Annotated in this window: 15 protein-coding genes and 3 pseudogenes; 9 read left to right on the forward strand and 9 right to left on the reverse strand. The window is 74.0% G+C overall.

Going from position 1 to position 17116, the window contains the following annotated elements; all coding sequences use genetic code 11:
* Nucleotides 1–51 precede the first annotated feature (51 nt).
* Together AB0A61_RS17315 and AB0A61_RS17320 are read right to left on the reverse strand one after the other, a co-directional pair.
* Nucleotides 52–917: pseudogene (locus AB0A61_RS17315) on the reverse strand (phage holin family protein).
* A 249-nt stretch (nucleotides 918–1166) separates the two neighbouring features.
* On the reverse strand, nucleotides 1167–1604 hold the full coding sequence (locus tag AB0A61_RS17320; protein WP_361292497.1) for a hypothetical protein: 438 nt from the start codon (nucleotides 1602–1604) through the stop codon (nucleotides 1167–1169).
* 85 nt (nucleotides 1605–1689) lie between these two features.
* Between AB0A61_RS17320 and AB0A61_RS17325 the strand changes: the two are divergent.
* Both AB0A61_RS17325 and AB0A61_RS17330 read left to right on the forward strand, forming a co-directional pair.
* Nucleotides 1690–2463, forward strand: a pseudogene (locus AB0A61_RS17325) (MBL fold metallo-hydrolase).
* Nucleotides 2460–3097: pseudogene (locus tag AB0A61_RS17330) on the forward strand (VTT domain-containing protein). Before AB0A61_RS17325 ends, AB0A61_RS17330 begins: the two co-directional pseudogenes overlap by 4 nt.
* 145 nt (nucleotides 3098–3242) lie before the next feature.
* Here AB0A61_RS17330 and AB0A61_RS17335 read toward each other — a convergent pair.
* The 4 genes from AB0A61_RS17335 to AB0A61_RS17350 all read right to left on the reverse strand — a co-directional run bounded on the left by AB0A61_RS17335 (nucleotide 3243) and on the right by AB0A61_RS17350 (nucleotide 7797).
* The gene (locus AB0A61_RS17335) at nucleotides 3243–4475 is read right to left on the reverse strand and encodes an MBL fold metallo-hydrolase (protein ID WP_361292499.1); all 1233 of its coding nucleotides are present in this window, start codon (nucleotides 4473–4475) and stop codon (nucleotides 3243–3245) included.
* Nucleotides 4472–5722, reverse strand: a complete 1251-nt coding sequence (locus AB0A61_RS17340; protein ID WP_361292501.1) for an aminotransferase class I/II-fold pyridoxal phosphate-dependent enzyme — start codon at nucleotides 5720–5722, stop codon at nucleotides 4472–4474. Before AB0A61_RS17340 ends, AB0A61_RS17335 begins: the two co-directional genes overlap by 4 nt.
* 240 nt (nucleotides 5723–5962) lie before the next feature.
* Complete coding sequence (locus tag AB0A61_RS17345) at nucleotides 5963–6781, reverse strand: hypothetical protein (RefSeq protein WP_361292503.1); 819 nt, start codon at nucleotides 6779–6781, stop codon at nucleotides 5963–5965.
* 221 nt (nucleotides 6782–7002) lie between these two features.
* The gene (locus AB0A61_RS17350; RefSeq protein ID WP_361292505.1) at nucleotides 7003–7797 is read right to left on the reverse strand and encodes an RNA polymerase sigma factor SigF; all 795 of its coding nucleotides are present in this window, start codon (nucleotides 7795–7797) and stop codon (nucleotides 7003–7005) included.
* A gap of 427 nt (nucleotides 7798–8224) precedes the next feature.
* Between AB0A61_RS17350 and AB0A61_RS17355 the strand changes: the two genes are divergently transcribed.
* The 4 genes from AB0A61_RS17355 (at nucleotide 8225) to AB0A61_RS17370 (ending at nucleotide 10394) form a co-directional block, all read left to right on the forward strand.
* Nucleotides 8225–8644 (forward strand): DUF2795 domain-containing protein, encoded by a 420-nt coding sequence (locus tag AB0A61_RS17355; RefSeq protein ID WP_361292507.1) that lies wholly within the window; start codon nucleotides 8225–8227, stop codon nucleotides 8642–8644.
* A gap of 116 nt (nucleotides 8645–8760) precedes the next feature.
* Nucleotides 8761–9192, forward strand: a complete 432-nt coding sequence (locus AB0A61_RS17360) for a CBS domain-containing protein (RefSeq protein ID WP_361292509.1) — start codon at nucleotides 8761–8763, stop codon at nucleotides 9190–9192.
* Nucleotides 9189–9845 carry a diguanylate cyclase gene (locus AB0A61_RS17365; protein ID WP_361292511.1) on the forward strand — a complete coding sequence of 219 codons (657 nt, stop codon included), beginning with the start codon at nucleotides 9189–9191 and terminating at the stop codon, nucleotides 9843–9845. Before AB0A61_RS17360 ends, AB0A61_RS17365 begins: the two co-directional genes overlap by 4 nt.
* Before the next feature lie 6 nt (nucleotides 9846–9851).
* A complete protein-coding gene (locus AB0A61_RS17370) occupies nucleotides 9852–10394 on the forward strand; it encodes a type 1 glutamine amidotransferase domain-containing protein (protein ID WP_361292513.1) in 543 nt (180 codons plus the stop codon).
* 150 nt (nucleotides 10395–10544) lie between these two features.
* On the opposite strand, the gene AB0A61_RS17375 is transcribed toward AB0A61_RS17370, so the two are convergent.
* A complete protein-coding gene (locus AB0A61_RS17375) occupies nucleotides 10545–10823 on the reverse strand; it encodes a DUF6158 family protein (protein WP_361292515.1) in 279 nt (92 codons plus the stop codon).
* Nucleotides 10824–10880: 57 nt separating this feature from the next.
* On the opposite strand from AB0A61_RS17375, the gene AB0A61_RS17380 reads away from it, so the two are divergent.
* Nucleotides 10881–11999, forward strand: coding sequence for a Vms1/Ankzf1 family peptidyl-tRNA hydrolase (locus AB0A61_RS17380; protein ID WP_361292517.1), 1119 nt, complete (start codon nucleotides 10881–10883; stop codon nucleotides 11997–11999).
* Between the two features lie 135 nt (nucleotides 12000–12134).
* Here the strand turns inward: AB0A61_RS17380 and AB0A61_RS17385 are convergent, their stop codons facing one another.
* A complete protein-coding gene (locus AB0A61_RS17385; RefSeq protein ID WP_361292519.1) occupies nucleotides 12135–13763 on the reverse strand; it encodes an ATP-binding cassette domain-containing protein in 1629 nt (542 codons plus the stop codon).
* 42 nt (nucleotides 13764–13805) lie between these two features.
* A complete protein-coding gene (locus AB0A61_RS17390; RefSeq protein WP_361292521.1) occupies nucleotides 13806–14459 on the reverse strand; it encodes a histidine phosphatase family protein in 654 nt (217 codons plus the stop codon).
* A gap of 91 nt (nucleotides 14460–14550) precedes the next feature.
* Between AB0A61_RS17390 and AB0A61_RS17395 the strand changes: the two genes are divergently transcribed.
* Both AB0A61_RS17395 and AB0A61_RS17400 read left to right on the forward strand, forming a co-directional pair.
* Entirely contained in the window at nucleotides 14551–16044 is a 1494-nt protein-coding gene (locus AB0A61_RS17395; protein WP_361292523.1) for a phosphatase PAP2 family protein, read from the forward strand.
* A gap of 177 nt (nucleotides 16045–16221) precedes the next feature.
* On the forward strand, nucleotides 16222–17040 hold the full coding sequence (locus AB0A61_RS17400; protein ID WP_361292525.1) for a class I SAM-dependent methyltransferase: 819 nt from the start codon (nucleotides 16222–16224) through the stop codon (nucleotides 17038–17040).
* Nucleotides 17041–17116 lie beyond the last annotated feature (76 nt).

The raw sequence follows: 17116 nt of genomic DNA on the forward strand, positions 1-17116 counted from the left end.
CGCCGACGGCACGGTGCGTCGGCGGGGCGGTGCGCCGGCGGGGCGGCCTGCTCAGGCGGCCCGGCGGTCTTCCGGCGCGGGCAGCGGCACCTGGGGTCCGGCCGACTCGCGCAGCCAGCGCCGCAGCACGCGGTGGACGTGCTCGGCGCCGACGAGTTCCTCGCCCTCGCCCACGGGCGGGGAGCAGACGAGCGGTGACAGCAGGAAGGGGCGGGCCTGGGCGCCGCCGAGGCCGCCGTGGGATCCGATCTGCTCCTCGAACGCGAGGACCTCGCCGTGGGCCGGGTCGTAGCAGGAGTTGACCATGATGTCGGCGGTGTGCGGGAAGGAGTGGGTGCGGCGGACCGCGTCGACGGCGCCGGGGCCGAAGACCGCGAGCGGGCCGGGGTCCGTCCCGAGCCGGCGACGGTCGGCATCAGGCCCTGACCGACCGCGTCCAGCAGCACGTCGTGGCCGACGCCGTCGAGCTGTACGAGGACGGTGCCGGGCGTGGACGAGCAGGGTGGCAGTCCGCTGCGGCGGCGGTCGGCCAGCCGGTACAGCCTGCGCCGGTAGGCGTCGTCGTCACGTACGGCGAGCGCGGCGCCGGTGGCCGAGGCGACCGCGGACATCACGGCGACGACGACGGCGGTCTCGGGGGCCGCCTCGGCCTGTCCGGAGGGGTTGATGCGCAGGGCGAGCAGGAACAGCGAGCCGTTGAGGAAGAACACCAGTAGGCCGAGCACGAGCGCGGGCACGAGCAGCAGCAGCCGGACGAGCAGCGGCCAGACGGCGGCCGACAGCACACCGAAGGCCCCGGCGCCGAGCGCGGCGGTGACGGCGATCCGGGTGGCGCTGTCGTCGTCGGGGGACTGCAGCTGGAAGTCGGGCAGAACCCCGGCGAGGACGAGCATGGTGACCGTGGAGACGACCCACACCGCAACGCTCCGCCCGACCTGACCGGCGCCCCTCCGCCACCGCCCGCCACGCACGCCCAGCACCCCTCACGTCCGGCCCGGTCGTCCGCACGGGCCCGGCCTCGGCTTGTCATACGGCCCACCGAGGCCCACGGCCGTGACGGAGGAGCCGACAACGCCGCCGCACCTCGCCGGGTCCAATCCTCGGCCATCACCCGGCACCCACGAGGTGACCGGCCCGCAACCCCTTGAGGTCCCGGGTGCCCCGGTCTACCGGCCGTCGTAGCCCGCTGTCGGCATGGAGAGCCTGCGATGCACCCGCGCCTTCATCTGCGCGTCGTAGGACGGTTCGGCCTGACCCACCGTCTCCACCCGCACCCCGCGCCGGGCGCACTCCGCGGCGAACTCGTCCACGGACGACAGCGCGCTCTCCAGCACGCGGCGGCTGGGCGCGACGAACAGGTCCACCCCGGGCCGGACCCCTTCCCACAGGGCGCAGTGGTCGGTGCGCAGCCGCCGCACGAGCAACTCCCGCGCGACCACGTATCCGCGCTCCGTGGCCCACCGCGCGCACATCGCGTGCTGGCTGCGGTAGTCCACCAGGAAGGGGTCGTCGTTGAGCTCCTCCAGGGGTGTCAGGCTCGCGATCGCCGTGACCCGGACCACTACCGCGGCGAAACCGCCGATGGCACCCCGTACCTGTCCCATGGCGTCCCCCTCACCTCCGGGTTTTCGCCGCCGACCCTACTCCTGCCCGTAGGCTCTTGGGAGTCGCGCGAAGGAGGCAAAGAAGGTGCCGGTGGAGATCACCTGGTGGGGTCACGCCACCTGCGCGGTCGAGGACTCGGACGTGCGTGTGGTCACCGATCCCCTGTTCGCCCGCCGGTTCGCGCACCCGCGGCGTCGCCGGGGGGCGCTGCCGCCGCCGGGCGCCTTCCCCGCGGACGTCGCGCTGGTTTCCCACCTGCACGCCGACCATCTGCACGTACCCTCGCTGGCCCGACTGGCCCCCGGCACGCGCCTGCTGGTGCCCCGGGGCGCATGCCGGGCGGTGCCGGGGCTGCGCCGGCTCGGCCATCTGCGGATCACCGAAGTGACGCCCGGGGACCGGACGGAGATCGGCGCAGTGGTCGTACGGGCGGTACCCGCTCGGCACGACGGGCGGCGGCTGCCGGTCGGGCCGCACCGCTCTCCCGCGCTCGGCTACGTCGTCGAGGGCGAGGCGCGGACGTACTTCGCCGGGGACACCGGCCTGTTCGACTCGATGGCCGCGGAGGTCGGGCCGGTCGACGCGGCGCTGCTTCCGGTGGGCGGCTGGGGCCCGTACCTCGGCGAGGGGCACCTGGACGCGGGCCGGACGGCGCAGGCGCCGGCCCGGCTGGCGCCGCGCAGCGTGGTGCCGGTGCACTACGGCACGTACTGACCGATCGGGATGGACGCCGTGCGCCCGCACGAATTCCATGCGCCCGGCGAGGAGTTCGTGCGCCTCGCGGCCGAGCGCGCGCCCGGGGTGGTGGTGCACCGGCTCGGGCACGGGGCGAGCGTGCTCCTGGAGGTCGCCCGGTGATACGGCTGGCCGCCGCCGTCACGACGGTGGTGCCGACGGAGTCCACTCAGCAGGCGATCGGGTATCCGTCGCTGTTCCTGCTGGTGCTGGGGCGCTGGTGCCGGTGGTACCCACGGGCGCGCTGGTCAGTTCGGCGGCGGTGGTCGCCTTCCATCAGACGGCGCCGTTCTCGTCGGCGCTGGTGTTCTTGACGGCCTCCCTGGCCGCCTTCCTCGGGGACGTGGCGCTGTACTGGCTGGGGCGGCGCGGGATGCGGTCGAAGAACGGGTCCCGGTGGCTGGAGGCGATCCGGTCACGGGCGCCGGAGGACCGGCTGACGCAGGCTCAGGAGAGCCTGGCCGAACACGGTGTGGCCGTGCTGGTGCTGTCCCGGCTGGTGCCGGCCGGCCGCATCCCGGTGATGCTGGCCTGCCTGCTGGCCAAGTGGCCGCTGCGCCGCTTCGCCCGCGGCAACCTGCCGGCCTGCCTGGCCTGGGCCCTGACGTACCAGCTGATCGGTGCCCTCGGCGGCTCGCTGTTCCCGGAACCCTGGGAGGGCGTGGCGGCCGCGATCGCACTGACCGTGCTGCTCGGCACGGCGCCGAGCATGTGGCGCCGGATCCGGCGGACCTCGCCGGTGCACCGGTCGGGCTGATCCACCGAGCCCGCCCGGCGCGCTCCCCTCTGCCCGGCCCTCGTCACCCGGACCGGCTCCGCTCACTCAGGTCCGGCGCTCCTCGCTCGGACGCGGCCCTCGTCACCCGGACCGGCCCTCCGCCTTCAGGTCCGGTCCTCCTCGCTCATATCCGGCTCGCTTCCCGCGCGGCCTCCTCGGTCGTCCGGTCGAGCACCCGTGAGGACCCGATGGGCAGGTCCCACAGCTTCTCCCGGGCCAGGCCCGCCTCCTTCCAGGCCGCGCGGACCCGGATGAGCGGTTCCAGGACCGGCTCCGCGGACAGGACGAACGTGCCCCAGTGCATGGGGGCCATGCGGCGGGCGCCGAGGTCCCGGGTGGCCTGCACCGCCTCCTCCGGGTCGCAGTGGACGTCGCTGAGCCACCAACGGGGCTCGTAGGCGCCGATGGGCAGCAGGGCGAGGTCGATACCGGGGTAGCGGCGGCCGATGCGGGAGAACCAGTGGCCGTAGCCCGTGTCACCGGCGAAGTAGACCCGCTGTCCGTCGGGGGCGGTCGCCACCCATCCGCCCCACAGGCTGTGGCAGGTGTCGGTGAGGGTGCGCTTGGACCAGTGGTGCGCGGGCACGAAGTCGAAGCGGACACCGTGCAGTTCGGCCGCCTCCCACCAGTCCAGTTCGGTGACGCAGGTGAACTGGCGGCGGCGGAACCAGCGGCCCAGACCGGCCGGCACGAACACCGGGGTGTCGCGCGGGAGTCGGCGCAGGGTCGGGGCGTCCAGGTGGTCGTAGTGGTTGTGGCTGATCAGGACGGCGTCGACGCGGGGCAGGGACTCCCAGGCGACGCCGACGGGCGTGATGCGGGCCGGGGTGCCGATGATGCGGCGGGACCACACCGGGTCGGTGAGCACGGTCAGGCCGCCGATCCGCAGAATCCAACTGGCGTGGCCGGCCCAGGTGACGGCGACGGTGCGGGAGTCGGCCCGGGGCAGCGGGCCGGGACGGTGGGGCACGAGCGGGATGTCGGCGAGGCCCTCCTTCCCGGGCCGTACGGCGCCCTCGCGGGCGAAGCGGGCGAAGGCCTTCAGGCCGGGCAGGGGGGCGGTGAGCCGGTCGTGGAAGGTACGGGGCCAGACCCGGCGCTCACCGAGCGGCCGGGGTGCGGCAAGCGGTGGGGAGGGGAACGGGAATGGGGACGAGACGGTGGGATCGTCGGCCCCCCGCGCGGGCGTCGCGGCCTCCCGCGCGGTGTTCGTGGCCACCCCGGTCGTCGTGGCCACCCCGGCCGTCGTGGCCGTCGCCACCGGCAGGACCACCGACACGGGCGGGACAGTCGACACGGTCGGGGTCGGGGGCATGGGCGTGGTCGTGGACGTGGTCGACTCGGACTGCTGCGTCATCGAGGAGGCTCCCATCGCTGAGCGTCGTCGCGGAGATCGTCGAGGACCGACTTCAAGGACATCAACGCGCGTTGCACATGTGGCAGTTCCAACGGCGCGGGTGACATGAGACATTCCACGCGTTCCTCGTCCGTGTCGCCGAGCAGGTGAGCGGTGGACAGCCGTACGCGCAGCGCGCCGAGGTCGTCACCGAAGCGGTGCCCGCCGGGCGCGGGCATGCCGAGCCGGGTGGTGAGGAAGTCCTCCAACTCCTGGGCGTCGCCGACCCCGTGCACGGCGAGCCCGGAGCGCAGTGGGCCGAGGTCGGGGTACAGGTGGCGGCCGGCCTGCGGGGGCCGCGCGAGCGCGCCTCCGGCGACGACGACGGCGTGCGCGGCACGCGCCAGGCGCGCGTGGAGGCGTACGGAGGCGGTCAGGCGCGCGGTGACGGGCTCGGGTTCGTCCAGTGCGTAGGCGGCCGCGACGGCGACCGGTGCGGCGATGCGGGCGTCCAGCGCGGTGAGGACGTCGAGCACGCGCGCGTGAAGGGCGTCGCCGGTGCCGCCCGCCGGGAAGCGGGCGACGGCCGCGGGCCAGCCGGTCGGCAGGAACGCGCCGGCCAGGTCGGTGACGACGGTGACCCGTTCGGGCAGCATCTCGGCGGGGCTGAGCAGCACGGTCTCGTGCGGCAGGTGGACGGTGTCGCGCCAGGTCTCGTCGCTGACCAGGTGCAGCCCCTCCCCCGCGGCGGCCTCGACGGTCTCGTGCAGCAGTTCGGGCGGTGCGACGGTGGCCGTCGGGTCGTCGGCGACGGACAGCACGAGCAGGCGCGGGTCGCCGCCCTCGGCGCGGACCCTGCGGACGGTCTCCAGCAGGGCGTACGGGTCCGGTACGCCGCCGGACTCGGCCGGTGTCGCCACGTGGAAGGCGGGTCTGCCCAACAGGCGGGCGTAGGGCGCCCACCAGGCCGCGCAGGGCCGTGGCACCAGGACATCGCCGCCGAGCGCGGCGGTCAGCGCGAGCAGCAGGGACGGCGCGCCGGGCGCGGCCGCCACGTGGCCGGAATCGGTGGGCAGCCCGCGCCGCAGCCAGTAGCCGCGGGCCGCGTCAAGGAGCCCCGTGCCGCCGCCGATCGGCCGTTCCGCTGCACGGCCCGCCGCCGCGGCGAGCGCGGCGGAAAGCTCCGGCAGCACGGGGAGTCCGTCGTCGGGCAGGGTCGACGGCCCGTAGCGGACGGGGCCGTGACCTTCCGGGTCCGTCCGCCGCATGGCTACCTCCGCGCAGTCCCTGGTGCCCTGTCCTGTGCCCGTGCTGGTGGCCGCAGGGCCGTGCGGGTCCGTGTGCCCGCCGCGGGCCCGTCGTGGGGAATGGGGCCCGTTCGTACGCCAACGAGGCCCGTTCGTACGGCGGGGACGCGCCCTGGGGGCGTGAGTACCCAGGTTGCCGTCGGCCCATGGCCGTCCGGCGGGGTTGCGAAGGTCACACGGACACGGCGGCCGCGGGTCGGGTCAGCCGACCCGCCTCCGGCGCAACACGCGGTGTGCCGCGGCAGTGCACCCCAGGGCCACGAGCACACCTCCCCCGATGAGAGCGGGCACGGACGGGCTGAACGAGCCGCCCTCACCGGCCTGCACACCCCCGCGGGGGACGACGACGGACGTGGCGGGGGCCGCGACGCCGCCGACGCCGCCGACGCCGCCGATGTTGCCGACGACGCCCACGACGGGCTGACGGGGGACGCCGATCCCGATGACGACCGGTTCGCGGCGACCTTCGTTGTGGCGGCCTTCGTTGTGGCGGCCTTCGTTGTGGCGGTCTTCGTTGCGCCCCTGCGAGTTGGCGGCCGCGCTCTGGTTCTGATTCTGGTTCTGGGTCTGGGGGTTCTGGATGACCACCTGCTGCACGGGGCTGGTGTTCCCGCTGGCGGAGTTGCCCTGGGAGGAGACCCCGCCGGTGGGGCTGGTGCTCGGGGACGTCCCGTCGTTGGAGTTGCCCTGGGGCAGTGCGACGGTGGACGGATCCTGGGGGGCCGCGTCGGTGGACGGGTCCTGGGCGGACACTCGGTCGGACGGGTCGAGGAGGGGCTGCTGTCCCGAGGCGCCCTGGGACGGGTCCTGGGCGGCCGAGTCGAGAGAGGGGTCCTGGGCGAGGGCGCCGGGCGCGGCGTCCCCGGCGGTGTCCTGCTGGGTTCCCTCGGAGGGAGCCGCGGGTGCCGCTGCGAGCGGACCCGCCTGCGCGGCCGGGGCGGCGAAGGCGGCCGGGGCGCTGGTTCCGGCTATGAGGCCGACCAGTACGGCGGCGGAAAGGGCATGGGCGGTGCGACGCATGGAGTGAACTCCTTTGGACGGCGGTCGGGCACGACGTTTCATGCCTCTGCAGCCATCAGAGCCCCATGAGCCGTCCCGCGCGCGCGGCCGAGACCCATTGGCGGGACACGAACGGCCTATCGGGTGAACCCGAGGGCCGGCCGCGCGGGCCGGGACGCCGGCCGTCACGCCGGGCGAAGGGCCCCTAGAAGGGTCATGAAGATCTTGGGGTTCTGGCCCTTCTAGACCGCGTCCCGCAGCACCTGGTCCCGCAGCCGGTCGCAGCACCGGCTGATCAGCCGTGAGACGTGCATCTGCGAAATGCCCAGCTGCTCGGCGATCCGACTCTGCGTCATGTCGCCGAAGAACCGCATGTAGAGGATGGCCCGCTCCCGCTCGGGCAGCGCCGCCAGCCGCGGCCTGACGGCCTCGCGGTCCACGACGATGTCCAGCGCGGGGTCCGGTGAGCCGAGGGAGTCGCTCAGGGAGTAGCCGTCGTCGCTGCCGGGCAGCTCGGCGTCCAGGGAGAGCGCGGTGAAGCTCTCCAGCGCCTCCAGGCCGACCCGGACGTCCGCCTCGCTGAGGTCGGCCTGCTGGGCGATCTCGGCGATGGTGGGCTGCCGGCCCGAGATGGTCTGCGCCAGGTCCATGCGGGCGAAGCGGACCCGGTTGCGCAGGTCCTGCACCCGGCGCGGCACGTGCAGGGTCCACAGGTGGTCCCGGAAGTGCCGCTTGATCTCACCGGTGATGGTGGGCACGGCGTAGCTCTCGAAGGCGTTGCCCCGGTCGGGGTCGTAGCGGTCCACGGCCTTGACCAGGCCGAGGGCCGCCACCTGGCGCAGGTCCTCGTAGCTCTCGCCACGGCTGCGGAAGCGGCCGGCGAGCCGCTCGGCCATGGGCAGCCAGGCCCGCACGATCTCGTCGCGGAGCGCGTCGCGCTGGGGCCCCGGGGGGAGCGCGGCAAGCCTGCGGAATGCGTCGGCGGTGTCGGGGGCGTCGTCGTGCGGGTGGGGCTTCGCGCTCGCGTGAGTAGGCATGGTGCGTCGCAACTCCCTCGGAGTGCTCTGGGGTGGACGGTCACCGTGGGAGCGCGCCGCGATCCGGACGGCCGCACGTGCGGCGGCTCGATGGCCGCTCCCACGGACGTGCCTCCGGTCCGAAGCACTGAGTGTCCGCCTGCCCCCTCCCTCCGGCCGCAAACCCCCGCATCCCCGCCCGCGTCCTCCGGCGCGGCCGGGGGTGAGCCGGCAGGGCGCCGGCTGTGGCTTCTGCGGTCCGGCAGGTCCGGCAGGTCCGGCAGGTCTCGACACCGAGGCCGCCGGCAGCGTGCGGCGCCGGCGGAAGGTCGGCTCCCCGCACACGGCGCGGGTGAGGCTCGTCCCGGGGTGCGATCCGGCCCGAAAAGTCGTGTCGGCCGCCCGTGCACGGGTACGCGGTGGCCACCCCGAAGATCTGGAGGGAGACATGCAGCGAGGCAGTGACCGGCTGAGTGTCCACCGTGACGAAGAGATGAAGCACGAACTGCAGGGCCTGCTCAGGTCCGGGCACCCCACGCGGAGCGAGGAGTGGCACGACCCGGAGCCGACCGCCGACGACGATCCGGAGGTGTGGCGCGGGCCGGTGGCGCCGCTGGACCCCCGGATGTCCCTGGCGGCGGTCCGGGTGGAGCTGGCCCGCTACGTGGGACGCGGCGACTTCCCCGCGAGTCCGGCCGACCTCGGCCGCATCGCGGGCCGCAAGAACGCGCCCGACCCCGTGATCGAAGCGCTGGAGGGCCTGCCCCGCAAGGCGCGCTACACCAACCTGGAGGAACTAGCCGAGGCGGTGGTGCAGGCCGGGCGGTCCGGATCCGGCGAATCCGGGGAAGCAGGTGAATCCGCGTAGGTCCTTGGCCCGGTGCATCCGCATGGGCCCTTGGCCCGGGGGTACTGCGGGACGTCGTAGCTACCGCACGACCGCAGCACCCCCCATTCGCAGAAAGGCAGGAAGGGCCTGACGTGATGGCTGATTTCGTGAGGGACGTCATGACCCCGGGCGTGGTCGCCGTCCGCCCGGACGCCTCGCTCGTAGAGGCGGCCCGGCTGATGCGCGCCCAGGACATCGGGGACGTCGTGGTGGCCGACGGACAGGACGTCGTCGGTGTGCTCACCGACCGTGACATCACGGTGCGGGCCGTGGCCGAGGGCCTCGACCCGCAGGCCGTGAGCGCACGCACCGTGTGTACCCCGAACCCGCTCGTCGTCGCTCCGTACGACCCTGTGTCGGCGGCCGTCGCGCTGATGCGCGAGCGCGCCGTGCGCCGGCTCCCCGTCGTCGAGGACGGTCTGCCGGTCGGCATGGTCAGCCTGGGAGACCTGGCCGAGGCCCAGGACCCCCACTCGGCGCTCGCCGACATCAGCCGGGCCGAGCCGGACGCCGGGGACACCGCATGAGCCACGGTCAGGCCACCGAGATCGCCGCCGGTGGAGCCGCCGTCGATGTCGGCGACGCCACGACCCGCTACCTCCTGTACGGACTCCTGCCGGGCTGGTTCGTCCCCGGCCTCGCCGACTGGGCGATGCACCGGCGCACCCGGATCGAGGAGACGGCGGGGACTAAGGAGTCCCTCATCCACTCGCTGATGATGGCCGAGGTCGGCCTGCCCATCGCGCTCACCCTGCGTTACGAGGTCAACCCGCTGCTGCTGGCGGTGCAGCTGGGCGGTGCCGCGGTGCACGAGGCGACCGCGCTGTGGGACGTACGGACGGCCGTCCGCAGCGACCGCGAGGTCAAACCGGTCGAGCAGCACATCCACAGCTTCCTGGAGTCGCTGCCGTTCGCCGCGCTGGCCTCGCTGATGTGCCTGCACTCCGACCAGGTGAAGTCGCTGCTGCGCGGCGGCCGCGAAGACCGGGACGCCTGGCGTCTGGTGCCGCGTCGCCGCCCGCTGTCGCCCGGCTACCTGGCGGGCGTCGCCGCCGCGATCGGTGCGTGCGTGCTGCTGCCGTACGGCGAGGAGCTGCTGCGCTGCCGACGGGCGGCCAGGACGAGGAAGAGGCGCGCCGGGGCCGAGCGGGCCCCGCGGCGCGCGAGGAAAGGACGTTGAACCATCATGCGCATCGCATTTCTCTGCGCCCCCGAGGGCGTCGAGCAGGTCGAGCTCACCAAGCCGTGGAAGGCGGCCTCGGAAGCCGGCCACCAGACCGTGCTCGTATCGACGAAGTCGGGGGAGATCCAGGCCTTCAACCATCTGGACAAGGCGGACACGTTCCCCGTGGACGAGGTCGTCGGCAACACGTCGGCCGACTCCTTCGGCGCGCTGGTCCTGCCGGGCGGCGTGGCCAACCCGGACTTCCTGAGGATGGACGAGAAGGCCGTCGCATTCGTGCGGGACTTCTTCGAGCAGGGCCGTCCGGTCGCGGCGATCTGCCATGCGCCGTGGACGCTGGTCGAGGCGGACGTCGTGCGCGGCCGGGTGCTGACCTCGTGGCCGAGTCTGCGGACGGACATCCGCAACGCGGGCGGCACCTGGGTCGACGAGCAGGTGAAGATCTGCGAGAACGGCCCGAACAAGCTGGTCACCAGCCGCAAGCCGGCCGACCTGAAGGCGTTCTGCGAGGCCTTCCTCGACGTGTTCGCACAGAAGGCGGGCTGAACGGACCGGAGCGGGAACAGACCGGGACCGGAACGGACCGGAGCGGGAACAGACCGGGACCGGAACGGACCGGAGCCGGGACATCGTCACGCCCGTGGGCGCGCTCCTCGCGTGCCCGCGGGCGTGACCGCGCCAGGGGCGGGGCGCGGGTCAGGTGGCCGGAGTCGCCGACTCCCCGCAGCCGCGTTCCCGGGCACCTTCGCGGGTGCGTGCCGAGGCGACGGCGCGGCGCGGATTGCGGCGCAGCCACTCGCCCTCGAGCTGTGCCATCCGCTCGTTGTGGGCCCGCAGCGCGTCGTTCGAGCCGTACAGCAGGGTGTCGTGACGCGTTCGGTGGATGTTCTCCAGCTCCTTCATGAGCTGCTGGTCGTCCAGTCGGGCCGGGTCGACTCCGGTCATGGTGTTGCCCCGCTCGTCGTGTTCGTTCATGTGGTCCGGGTACCCGCCCGGCGAGGACAACCACCGAACGGCATCCGGGAGGGAGCCATGGATCTCGCCTTTCTGAATCCACTGTACGAACACCCGGGCCCGTGGGCCTCCGTGTACGTCGACACCTCCCGGCACGCGGAGGACACGCCCGAGCAGCTGCATGTCGCCGCCGACAGTGCGGCCAGGGAGCTGGGTGAGCTGGGCGCCGACGAGGCCACCTGGCGGGCTGTGCTCAACGCGATCGAGGACCTGCGCCACTCCCCCGACCAGTACGGACGGGCACTGTTCGCTCGGGCCGGCACGATCGTCGCCGACCCATCCCTGGCCCGGCCCCCGCAGGGTGCCTACCAGGTCGTGTGGGCGCCACTGCCGCGCGTGGCGCCGCTGCTGGACCTGGCGGGTGAGGACCCGGTCGCGATCGTGGCGTACGTCGACCGCAAGGGTGCGGACTTCGAGCTGCGCAGCGCGCTGGGCCGGCAGAAGGCCGGCGCGGTGGTGGGCCGTCAGTGGCCCATCCGGCGCACGAAGACCGCCGACTGGTCGGAGAAGCACTTCCAGCTGAAGGTGGAGAACACCTGGGAGCACAACGCGGCGGAGATAGCGGACGCGCTCAGTGTCTGCGAGGAGGAGGTCCAGGCGGACCTGCTGATTCTCGTCGGGGACGTACGAGAGCGGCGCGAGGTGCACGAGCGGCTGCCCAAGCGACTGCACGACCGCGTGGTGGAGAGCTCGCACGGCACCGGCAGCAGGCTGCTGGACGAGGACGTGGAGCAGATCCGTGCCGAGTACGTGCGCCGCCGCGTCGAGGCCGAGCTGGACCGGTTCCGGGCGGCCCGTGCGCCGGACGACGAGGGGCGGGTCCGGGCCGTCGAGGGCGTGCCCGAACTGGTCGAGGCGGGCCGCATGCACCGCCTCGAGGAGCTGCTTATCCGGTCGGACGGTCCCGACCTGCAGCAAGAGGTGTGGGTCGGCGAGGATCCCGACCAGCTGGCGATGCACCGCACGGAGCTGAAGATCCTCGGGGAGCAGCACTCGTGGCCGGCCCGCGCCGACGACGCCCTGCTCCGCTGCGCCGTCGCCACGGACGCCACCGCGCTGTCACTGGCCCCGGTGGCCGCGGCGCTCGCGGAGGACGAACCCGCGGGCGGCATGGGCGCCATCCTCCGCTGGAAGTGACAAACCGGCGGCCCCACGGCCGACGGGACCGCCCCGCCACCGGCCGGAAACGGCCCGGCCGACTCGGGGACCGGTCGGCGGACACCGCGCCGCCCGCCGACCGGCCACCATGGCCCGCTCGAAGAACGCCGCGGGTCAGCGCGTCTGACGCGCTCGTTGCACTCGTCGTTCGTCCCAGACCGGGTCCGCGGTCTCGCGGATGTGGCCGTCGGTGCCGAAGACCAGGTAGCGGTCGAAGGAGCGGGCGAACCAGCGGTCGTGGGTGACCGCGAGGACGGTGCCCTCGAAGGACTCCATGCCCTCCTGCAGGGCCTCGGCGGACTCCAGGTCGAGGTTGTCGGTGGGCTCGTCCAGGAGGAGGGCCGTCGCGCCCGCCAGTTCCAGCAGCAGGATCTGGAAGCGGGCCTGCTGGCCGCCGGAGAGCCGGTCGAAGTCCTGTTCGGCCTGGCCGGTCAGCTCGTAGCGGCGCAGCCGGGACATGGCCGCGCCGCGGTCCTGGGAGTGCTCCTTCCAGAGGATGTCGAGGAGCGTACGGCCCTGGAGCTCGGGGTGCGCGTGGGTCTGGGCGAAGTGCCCGGGCACGACGCGCGCCCCGAGCTTCCACTGCCCGGTGTGCGCGACGTCCTGCCCGGCCAGCAGCCGCAGGAAGTGCGACTTCCCGGAGCCGTTGGAGCCGAGGACGGCGACCCGTTCGCCGTAGAAGACCTCGAGGTCGAAGGGCTTCATCAGGCCGGTCAGTTCCAGTTGCGCGCAGGTGACGGCCCGCACGCCGGTGCGGCCGCCCTTCAGGCGCATGGTGATCTCCTGCTCGCGCGGCGGCTCGGGCGGCGGTCCGGCCTCCTCGAACTTGCGCAGCCGGGTCTGGGCGGCCTGGTAGCGGGACGCCAGCTCGTGGCTGACGGTGGCCGCCTGACGGAGACTGAGCACCAGCTTCTTCAGCTGTGCGTGCTTCTCGTCCCAGCGCCTGCGCAACTCCTCGAACCTCGCGAAACGTTCCCGCCGTGCCTCGTGGTAGGTCGCGAAGCCGCCGCCGTGCACCCAGGCGTCGGCGCCGGCCGGGCCGGGTTCGACCGACACGATCCGCTCGGCGGCACGGGCGAGGAGTTCGCGGTCGTGGGAGACGAACAGGACGGTCTTGCGGGTCTCCTTCAGGCGCTCCTCCAGCCAGCGCTTGCCGGGCACGTCGAGGTAGTTGTCCGGCTCGTCCAGCAGCAGGACCTCGTCGGTGCCGCGCAGCAGCGCCTCCAGCACCAGCCGCTTCTGCTCGCCGCCCGACAGGGTCCGCACCTGCCGCCACTGCGCCTTCTCGTACGGCACGCCGAGCGCGGCCGTGGTGCAGATGTCCCACAGCGTCTCGGCCTCGTAGCCGCGCGCCTCCGCCCAGTCGGCCAGCGCCTGCGCGTACGTCAGCTGGGCGGCCTCGTCGTCGACGGTCATGACGGCGTGCTCGGCCGCGTCGACGGCCTTCGCCGCCTCGCGGATGCGCGGCGGGGCGACCGACACGAGCAGGTCACGTACGGTGCTCTCGTCGCGCACGGAGCCCACGAACTGCCGCATGACTCCGAGACCGCCACTGACGGTGACGGTGCCGCCGTGCGGCTTGAGCTCCCCGGAGATCAGCCGGAGCAGCGTCGTCTTGCCCGCGCCGTTGGGGCCGACGAGGGCCACCACGGACCCTTCGCCCACCCGGAAGGACACATCGCCGAGCAGCGCCCTCCCGTCGGGAAGGTGGTATTCCAGGTGCGCGGCTTCCAGATGTCCCATGGGCAGGCATTCTGCGGGCCGCGCACGGGCAGCGGCAAACCCTTATCCGGCCTGGACCGGCCGTCCCGTCGGGCCGCCCTCCCCCGCGGGCGAGACGACCGCGCCGGCCCAGGACAGGGCCTTGAAGCCGTCGCCGGGCGAGCCCTCCAGGATCACCACCCCGGTGTTGTCGAGCGGATGGGCGGCCGCGAAGTCCGCGTCGAGGTTGTGCGCGCGCACGGCGGTCCACAGCCGGATGGCAGCACCGTGGCTGACCATGGCGACGGTCCGGGCCCCGCTGTCCGCGGCCTCGGCGACGACGGCGTCGTAGCGCGCCAGGGCCTGCCCACCGCTCTCGGCGCCCGGCATGCGCAGTTCGGTGTGCCCGGCGGCCCAGGCGAGCACCGTCCTCATGTACTCCTGGCCGCGCCGGGTGCCGCCGGGCAGCATCTCCAGGTCGCCGGCGGTCACCTCGCGGATGCCGTCGCGGACCGGCACGTCCAGTCCCCGGGCGGCGGCCAGCGGGGCGGCCGTGAGCTGTGTGCGCACCAGGGTGGACGCGTAGACGGCCTCGATGTCCTCGTGGGCGAGCGCCCCGGGCAGGGCGGCGGCCTGCCGCTCGCCCAGCTCGGTCAGGCCCGGGCCCGGGACGGCCGTGTCCAGCAGGAAGTCCACGTTGGACGGGGTCTGGCCGTGACGTATGAGGAGCAGGCGCATACAGGGGTTCCTACGCGGTCGGTGCCGCCGTGCGGTCGGTGCCGCTGTCGGGGCACACAAGAAACGGCCACTTCAGGGTAACGGTCCCTGTATGACCCCAGACGTCGACCTCACCACCCCTAAGGCCGGTGCGCACGATGTGCTCAGGCGCCTGCTCACCCTGGACTGCCGGCTGTTCGAGTTCGCGGCCGAGCGGCACTGGCCCGCGGCCGGGCCCGTCCTGCCGCGGCTGAGCCGGAGCGCGAACCACGGGGTGCTGTGGTTCGCGACGGCGGCCGCCATCGCGGCGAGCCGGACGCCGCGGGCGCGCCGGGCGGCCGCCCGCGGCGTGGCCTCACTGAGCCTGGCCTCGCTGACGATCAACACACTGGGCAAGCGCTCGGTGCGCCGTCCCCGGCCCGTGCTGGACCCGGTGCCGGTGGTGCGGCGGCTCAAGCGGCAGCCGATCACCACGTCGTTCCCGTCCGGTCACGCGGCCTCCGCGGCCGCCTTCGCGACCGGCGTCGCCCTGGAGTCCCCGGGCTGGGGTGCGGTCGTGGCCCCGCTGGCCTTCTCGGTCGCGGCCTCCCGCGTCTACACCGGCGTGCACTTCCCCAGCGACGTGCTGGCGGGCGCGGCCCTGGGCGCGGGTGCCGCGTTCGCCGTACGGGGCCTGGTGCCGCCCCGTGCCGGGACCGACCCGCCCGCCCGGCCCCGCGCCCACGTACCCGCGCTGGCCGCCGGCGAAGGCCTGGTCGTGGTGGCGAACACCGCCTCGGGCACGGCCGACCGGGCCCGCGCGCTGCGGGACGCGCTGCCCAGGGCGGAGGTGGTCGAGTGTGGACCCGATGACGTGCGGGGCGAGTTGGCGAAGGCGGCCGCCCGGGCCCGGGTGCTCGGGGTGTGCGGCGGCGACGGCACCGTGAACGCGGCCGCGGAGCTCGCCCTGCGCCACGGCCTGCCGCTCGCGGTGCTGCCCGGCGGCACTCTCAACCACTTCGCGTACGACGTGGGTGTGGAGGACGTGCGGGGCCTGAGCCGGGCCCTGGAGCGGGGCGAGGGCGTGCGGGTGGACGTGGGCGGCTTCACCTCCGGCACGAAGCGGGGCATCTTCCTCAACACCTTCAGCCTGGGCGTGTATCCGGAGCTGGTGCGCGAGCGGGAGCGCTGGGCGGACCGGATCGGCGGGTGGCCGGCCGGGGTGCTGGCGGCGCTGCGGGTGCTGCGCGCCGACCGCCATCCGCTTCGGGCGGAGTTCGAGGGCCGGACCCGTCCCCTGTGGCTGCTGTTCGCGGGCAACGGCACGTACCACCGCAGGGGCCTCGCGCCGGGCCGGCGGCTGGACCTGGCGGACGGCAGGCTCGACGTCCGGGTGGTGCACGGGGGCCGGCGGCCGGCGCTGCGGCTGCTCGCCGCCGCGCTCGCGGGCCCGCTCACCCGCTCCCCCGCCCATGCGGCGGTTCAGGTGGGCCGGTTGCACCTGACCGGCGTCGCCCCCGGCACCCCGCTCGCCTATGACGGCGAGGTGACGGAGGCGGAGGGGGAGGTGTGGCTGGAGAAGCTGCCGGAGGCGCTGACGGTGTACCGGCCGCTGCCGGGCGCCTGACCGACCGCCGGCTCGCCCAGGTCGCCCGCGTCGCCCCGTCGCCCTCTCACCCCTCGTCCACATTATGAAACGCGGATCTCATTATGCGGCACACGGGCGTACGGTGATCCGTACCGCCCCGGGGGTCACGGACCCCGCGGGGAGGGTGCGGAGCGCTGCGAGAGAAGGGGCACAGCCATGCCGAAGCCGCGGGAGACCGCCGTCTACACGCACGGGCACCACGAGTCCGTACTGCGTTCGCACACCTGGCGGACCGCCGCCAACTCCGCGGCCTACCTCCTCGGTTCACTGAAGCCGCACATGAAGGTCCTCGACATCGGCTGCGGCCCGGGCACCATCACCGCCGGCCTGGCGGAGCTGGTGCCCGACGGTCACGTCACCGGCGTCGACCGGGCGGCGGAGATCCTGGAACGGGCCCGGGCCGCGGCGGCCGAACGCGGCCTGACGAACGTCGACTTCGCGATCGCGGACGTGCACGCCCTGGACTACCCGGACGAGACGTTCTGCGTCGTCCACGCCCACCAGGTGCTGCAGCACGTGGGCGATCCGGTGCGGGCGCTGCGGGAGATGACGCGGGTGACGAAACCGGGTGGCCTCATCGCCGTCCGCGACGCCGACTACGCGGCGATGACCTGGTATCCCGAGGTGCCGGGGATGGCCGACTGGCTGGACCTGTACCGGCGGGTGGCCCGGGCCAACGGCGGTGAGCCGGACGCGGGGCGCCGGCTGAAGTCCTGGGCGCTGCGGGCGGGCCTGACCGAGGTGACCGCCACCTCCAGCACCTGGACCTACTCGACCCCGGCCGAGCGCCGGTGGTGGAGCGGACTGTGGGCCGACCGCACCCTGGATTCGGCGTACGCGGCGCGCGCCGTCGAGGGCGGTCACGCGAGTGAGGAGCAGCTGCGGGCCGTGTCCGAGGCGTGGCGGGAGTGGGGGCGGCAGGAGGACGGCTGGTTCGCCGTCATGCACGGCGAGATCCTGTGCCGAAAGGCCTGATCCCGGGATTTTCCGGGTGATCCGGACGGCTCCCGTAGTCCGTCCCGGGCAGCCGTGCCGGTGGTCCGTCCCGGGC

The organism is Streptomyces sp. NPDC046197 (assembly GCF_040646295.1).
In the GTDB taxonomy this organism is placed as follows: Bacteria; Actinomycetota; Actinomycetes; order Streptomycetales; family Streptomycetaceae; genus Streptomyces.

Excerpts from the sequence above, each read along its gene's own strand:
- AB0A61_RS17320 (WP_361292497.1), bottom strand. The coding sequence starts at position 1,604 with ATGGGACAGGTACGGGGTGCCATCGGCGGTTTCGCCGCGGTAGTGGTC.
- AB0A61_RS17335 (WP_361292499.1), bottom strand. The coding sequence starts at position 4,475 with ATGACGCAGCAGTCCGAGTCGACCACGTCCACGACCACGCCCATGCCC.
- AB0A61_RS17340 (WP_361292501.1), bottom strand. The coding sequence starts at position 5,722 with ATGCGGCGGACGGACCCGGAAGGTCACGGCCCCGTCCGCTACGGGCCG.
- AB0A61_RS17345 (WP_361292503.1), bottom strand. The coding sequence starts at position 6,781 with ATGCGTCGCACCGCCCATGCCCTTTCCGCCGCCGTACTGGTCGGCCTC.
- AB0A61_RS17350 (WP_361292505.1), bottom strand. The coding sequence starts at position 7,797 with ATGCCTACTCACGCGAGCGCGAAGCCCCACCCGCACGACGACGCCCCC.
- AB0A61_RS17355 (WP_361292507.1), top strand. The coding sequence starts at position 8,225 with ATGCAGCGAGGCAGTGACCGGCTGAGTGTCCACCGTGACGAAGAGATG.
- AB0A61_RS17360 (WP_361292509.1), top strand. The coding sequence starts at position 8,761 with ATGGCTGATTTCGTGAGGGACGTCATGACCCCGGGCGTGGTCGCCGTC.
- AB0A61_RS17365 (WP_361292511.1), top strand. The coding sequence starts at position 9,189 with ATGAGCCACGGTCAGGCCACCGAGATCGCCGCCGGTGGAGCCGCCGTC.
- AB0A61_RS17370 (WP_361292513.1), top strand. The coding sequence starts at position 9,852 with ATGCGCATCGCATTTCTCTGCGCCCCCGAGGGCGTCGAGCAGGTCGAG.
- AB0A61_RS17375 (WP_361292515.1), bottom strand. The coding sequence starts at position 10,823 with ATGAACGAACACGACGAGCGGGGCAACACCATGACCGGAGTCGACCCG.
- AB0A61_RS17380 (WP_361292517.1), top strand. The coding sequence starts at position 10,881 with ATGGATCTCGCCTTTCTGAATCCACTGTACGAACACCCGGGCCCGTGG.
- AB0A61_RS17385 (WP_361292519.1), bottom strand. The coding sequence starts at position 13,763 with ATGGGACATCTGGAAGCCGCGCACCTGGAATACCACCTTCCCGACGGG.
- AB0A61_RS17390 (WP_361292521.1), bottom strand. The coding sequence starts at position 14,459 with ATGCGCCTGCTCCTCATACGTCACGGCCAGACCCCGTCCAACGTGGAC.
- AB0A61_RS17395 (WP_361292523.1), top strand. The coding sequence starts at position 14,551 with ATGACCCCAGACGTCGACCTCACCACCCCTAAGGCCGGTGCGCACGAT.
- AB0A61_RS17400 (WP_361292525.1), top strand. The coding sequence starts at position 16,222 with ATGCCGAAGCCGCGGGAGACCGCCGTCTACACGCACGGGCACCACGAG.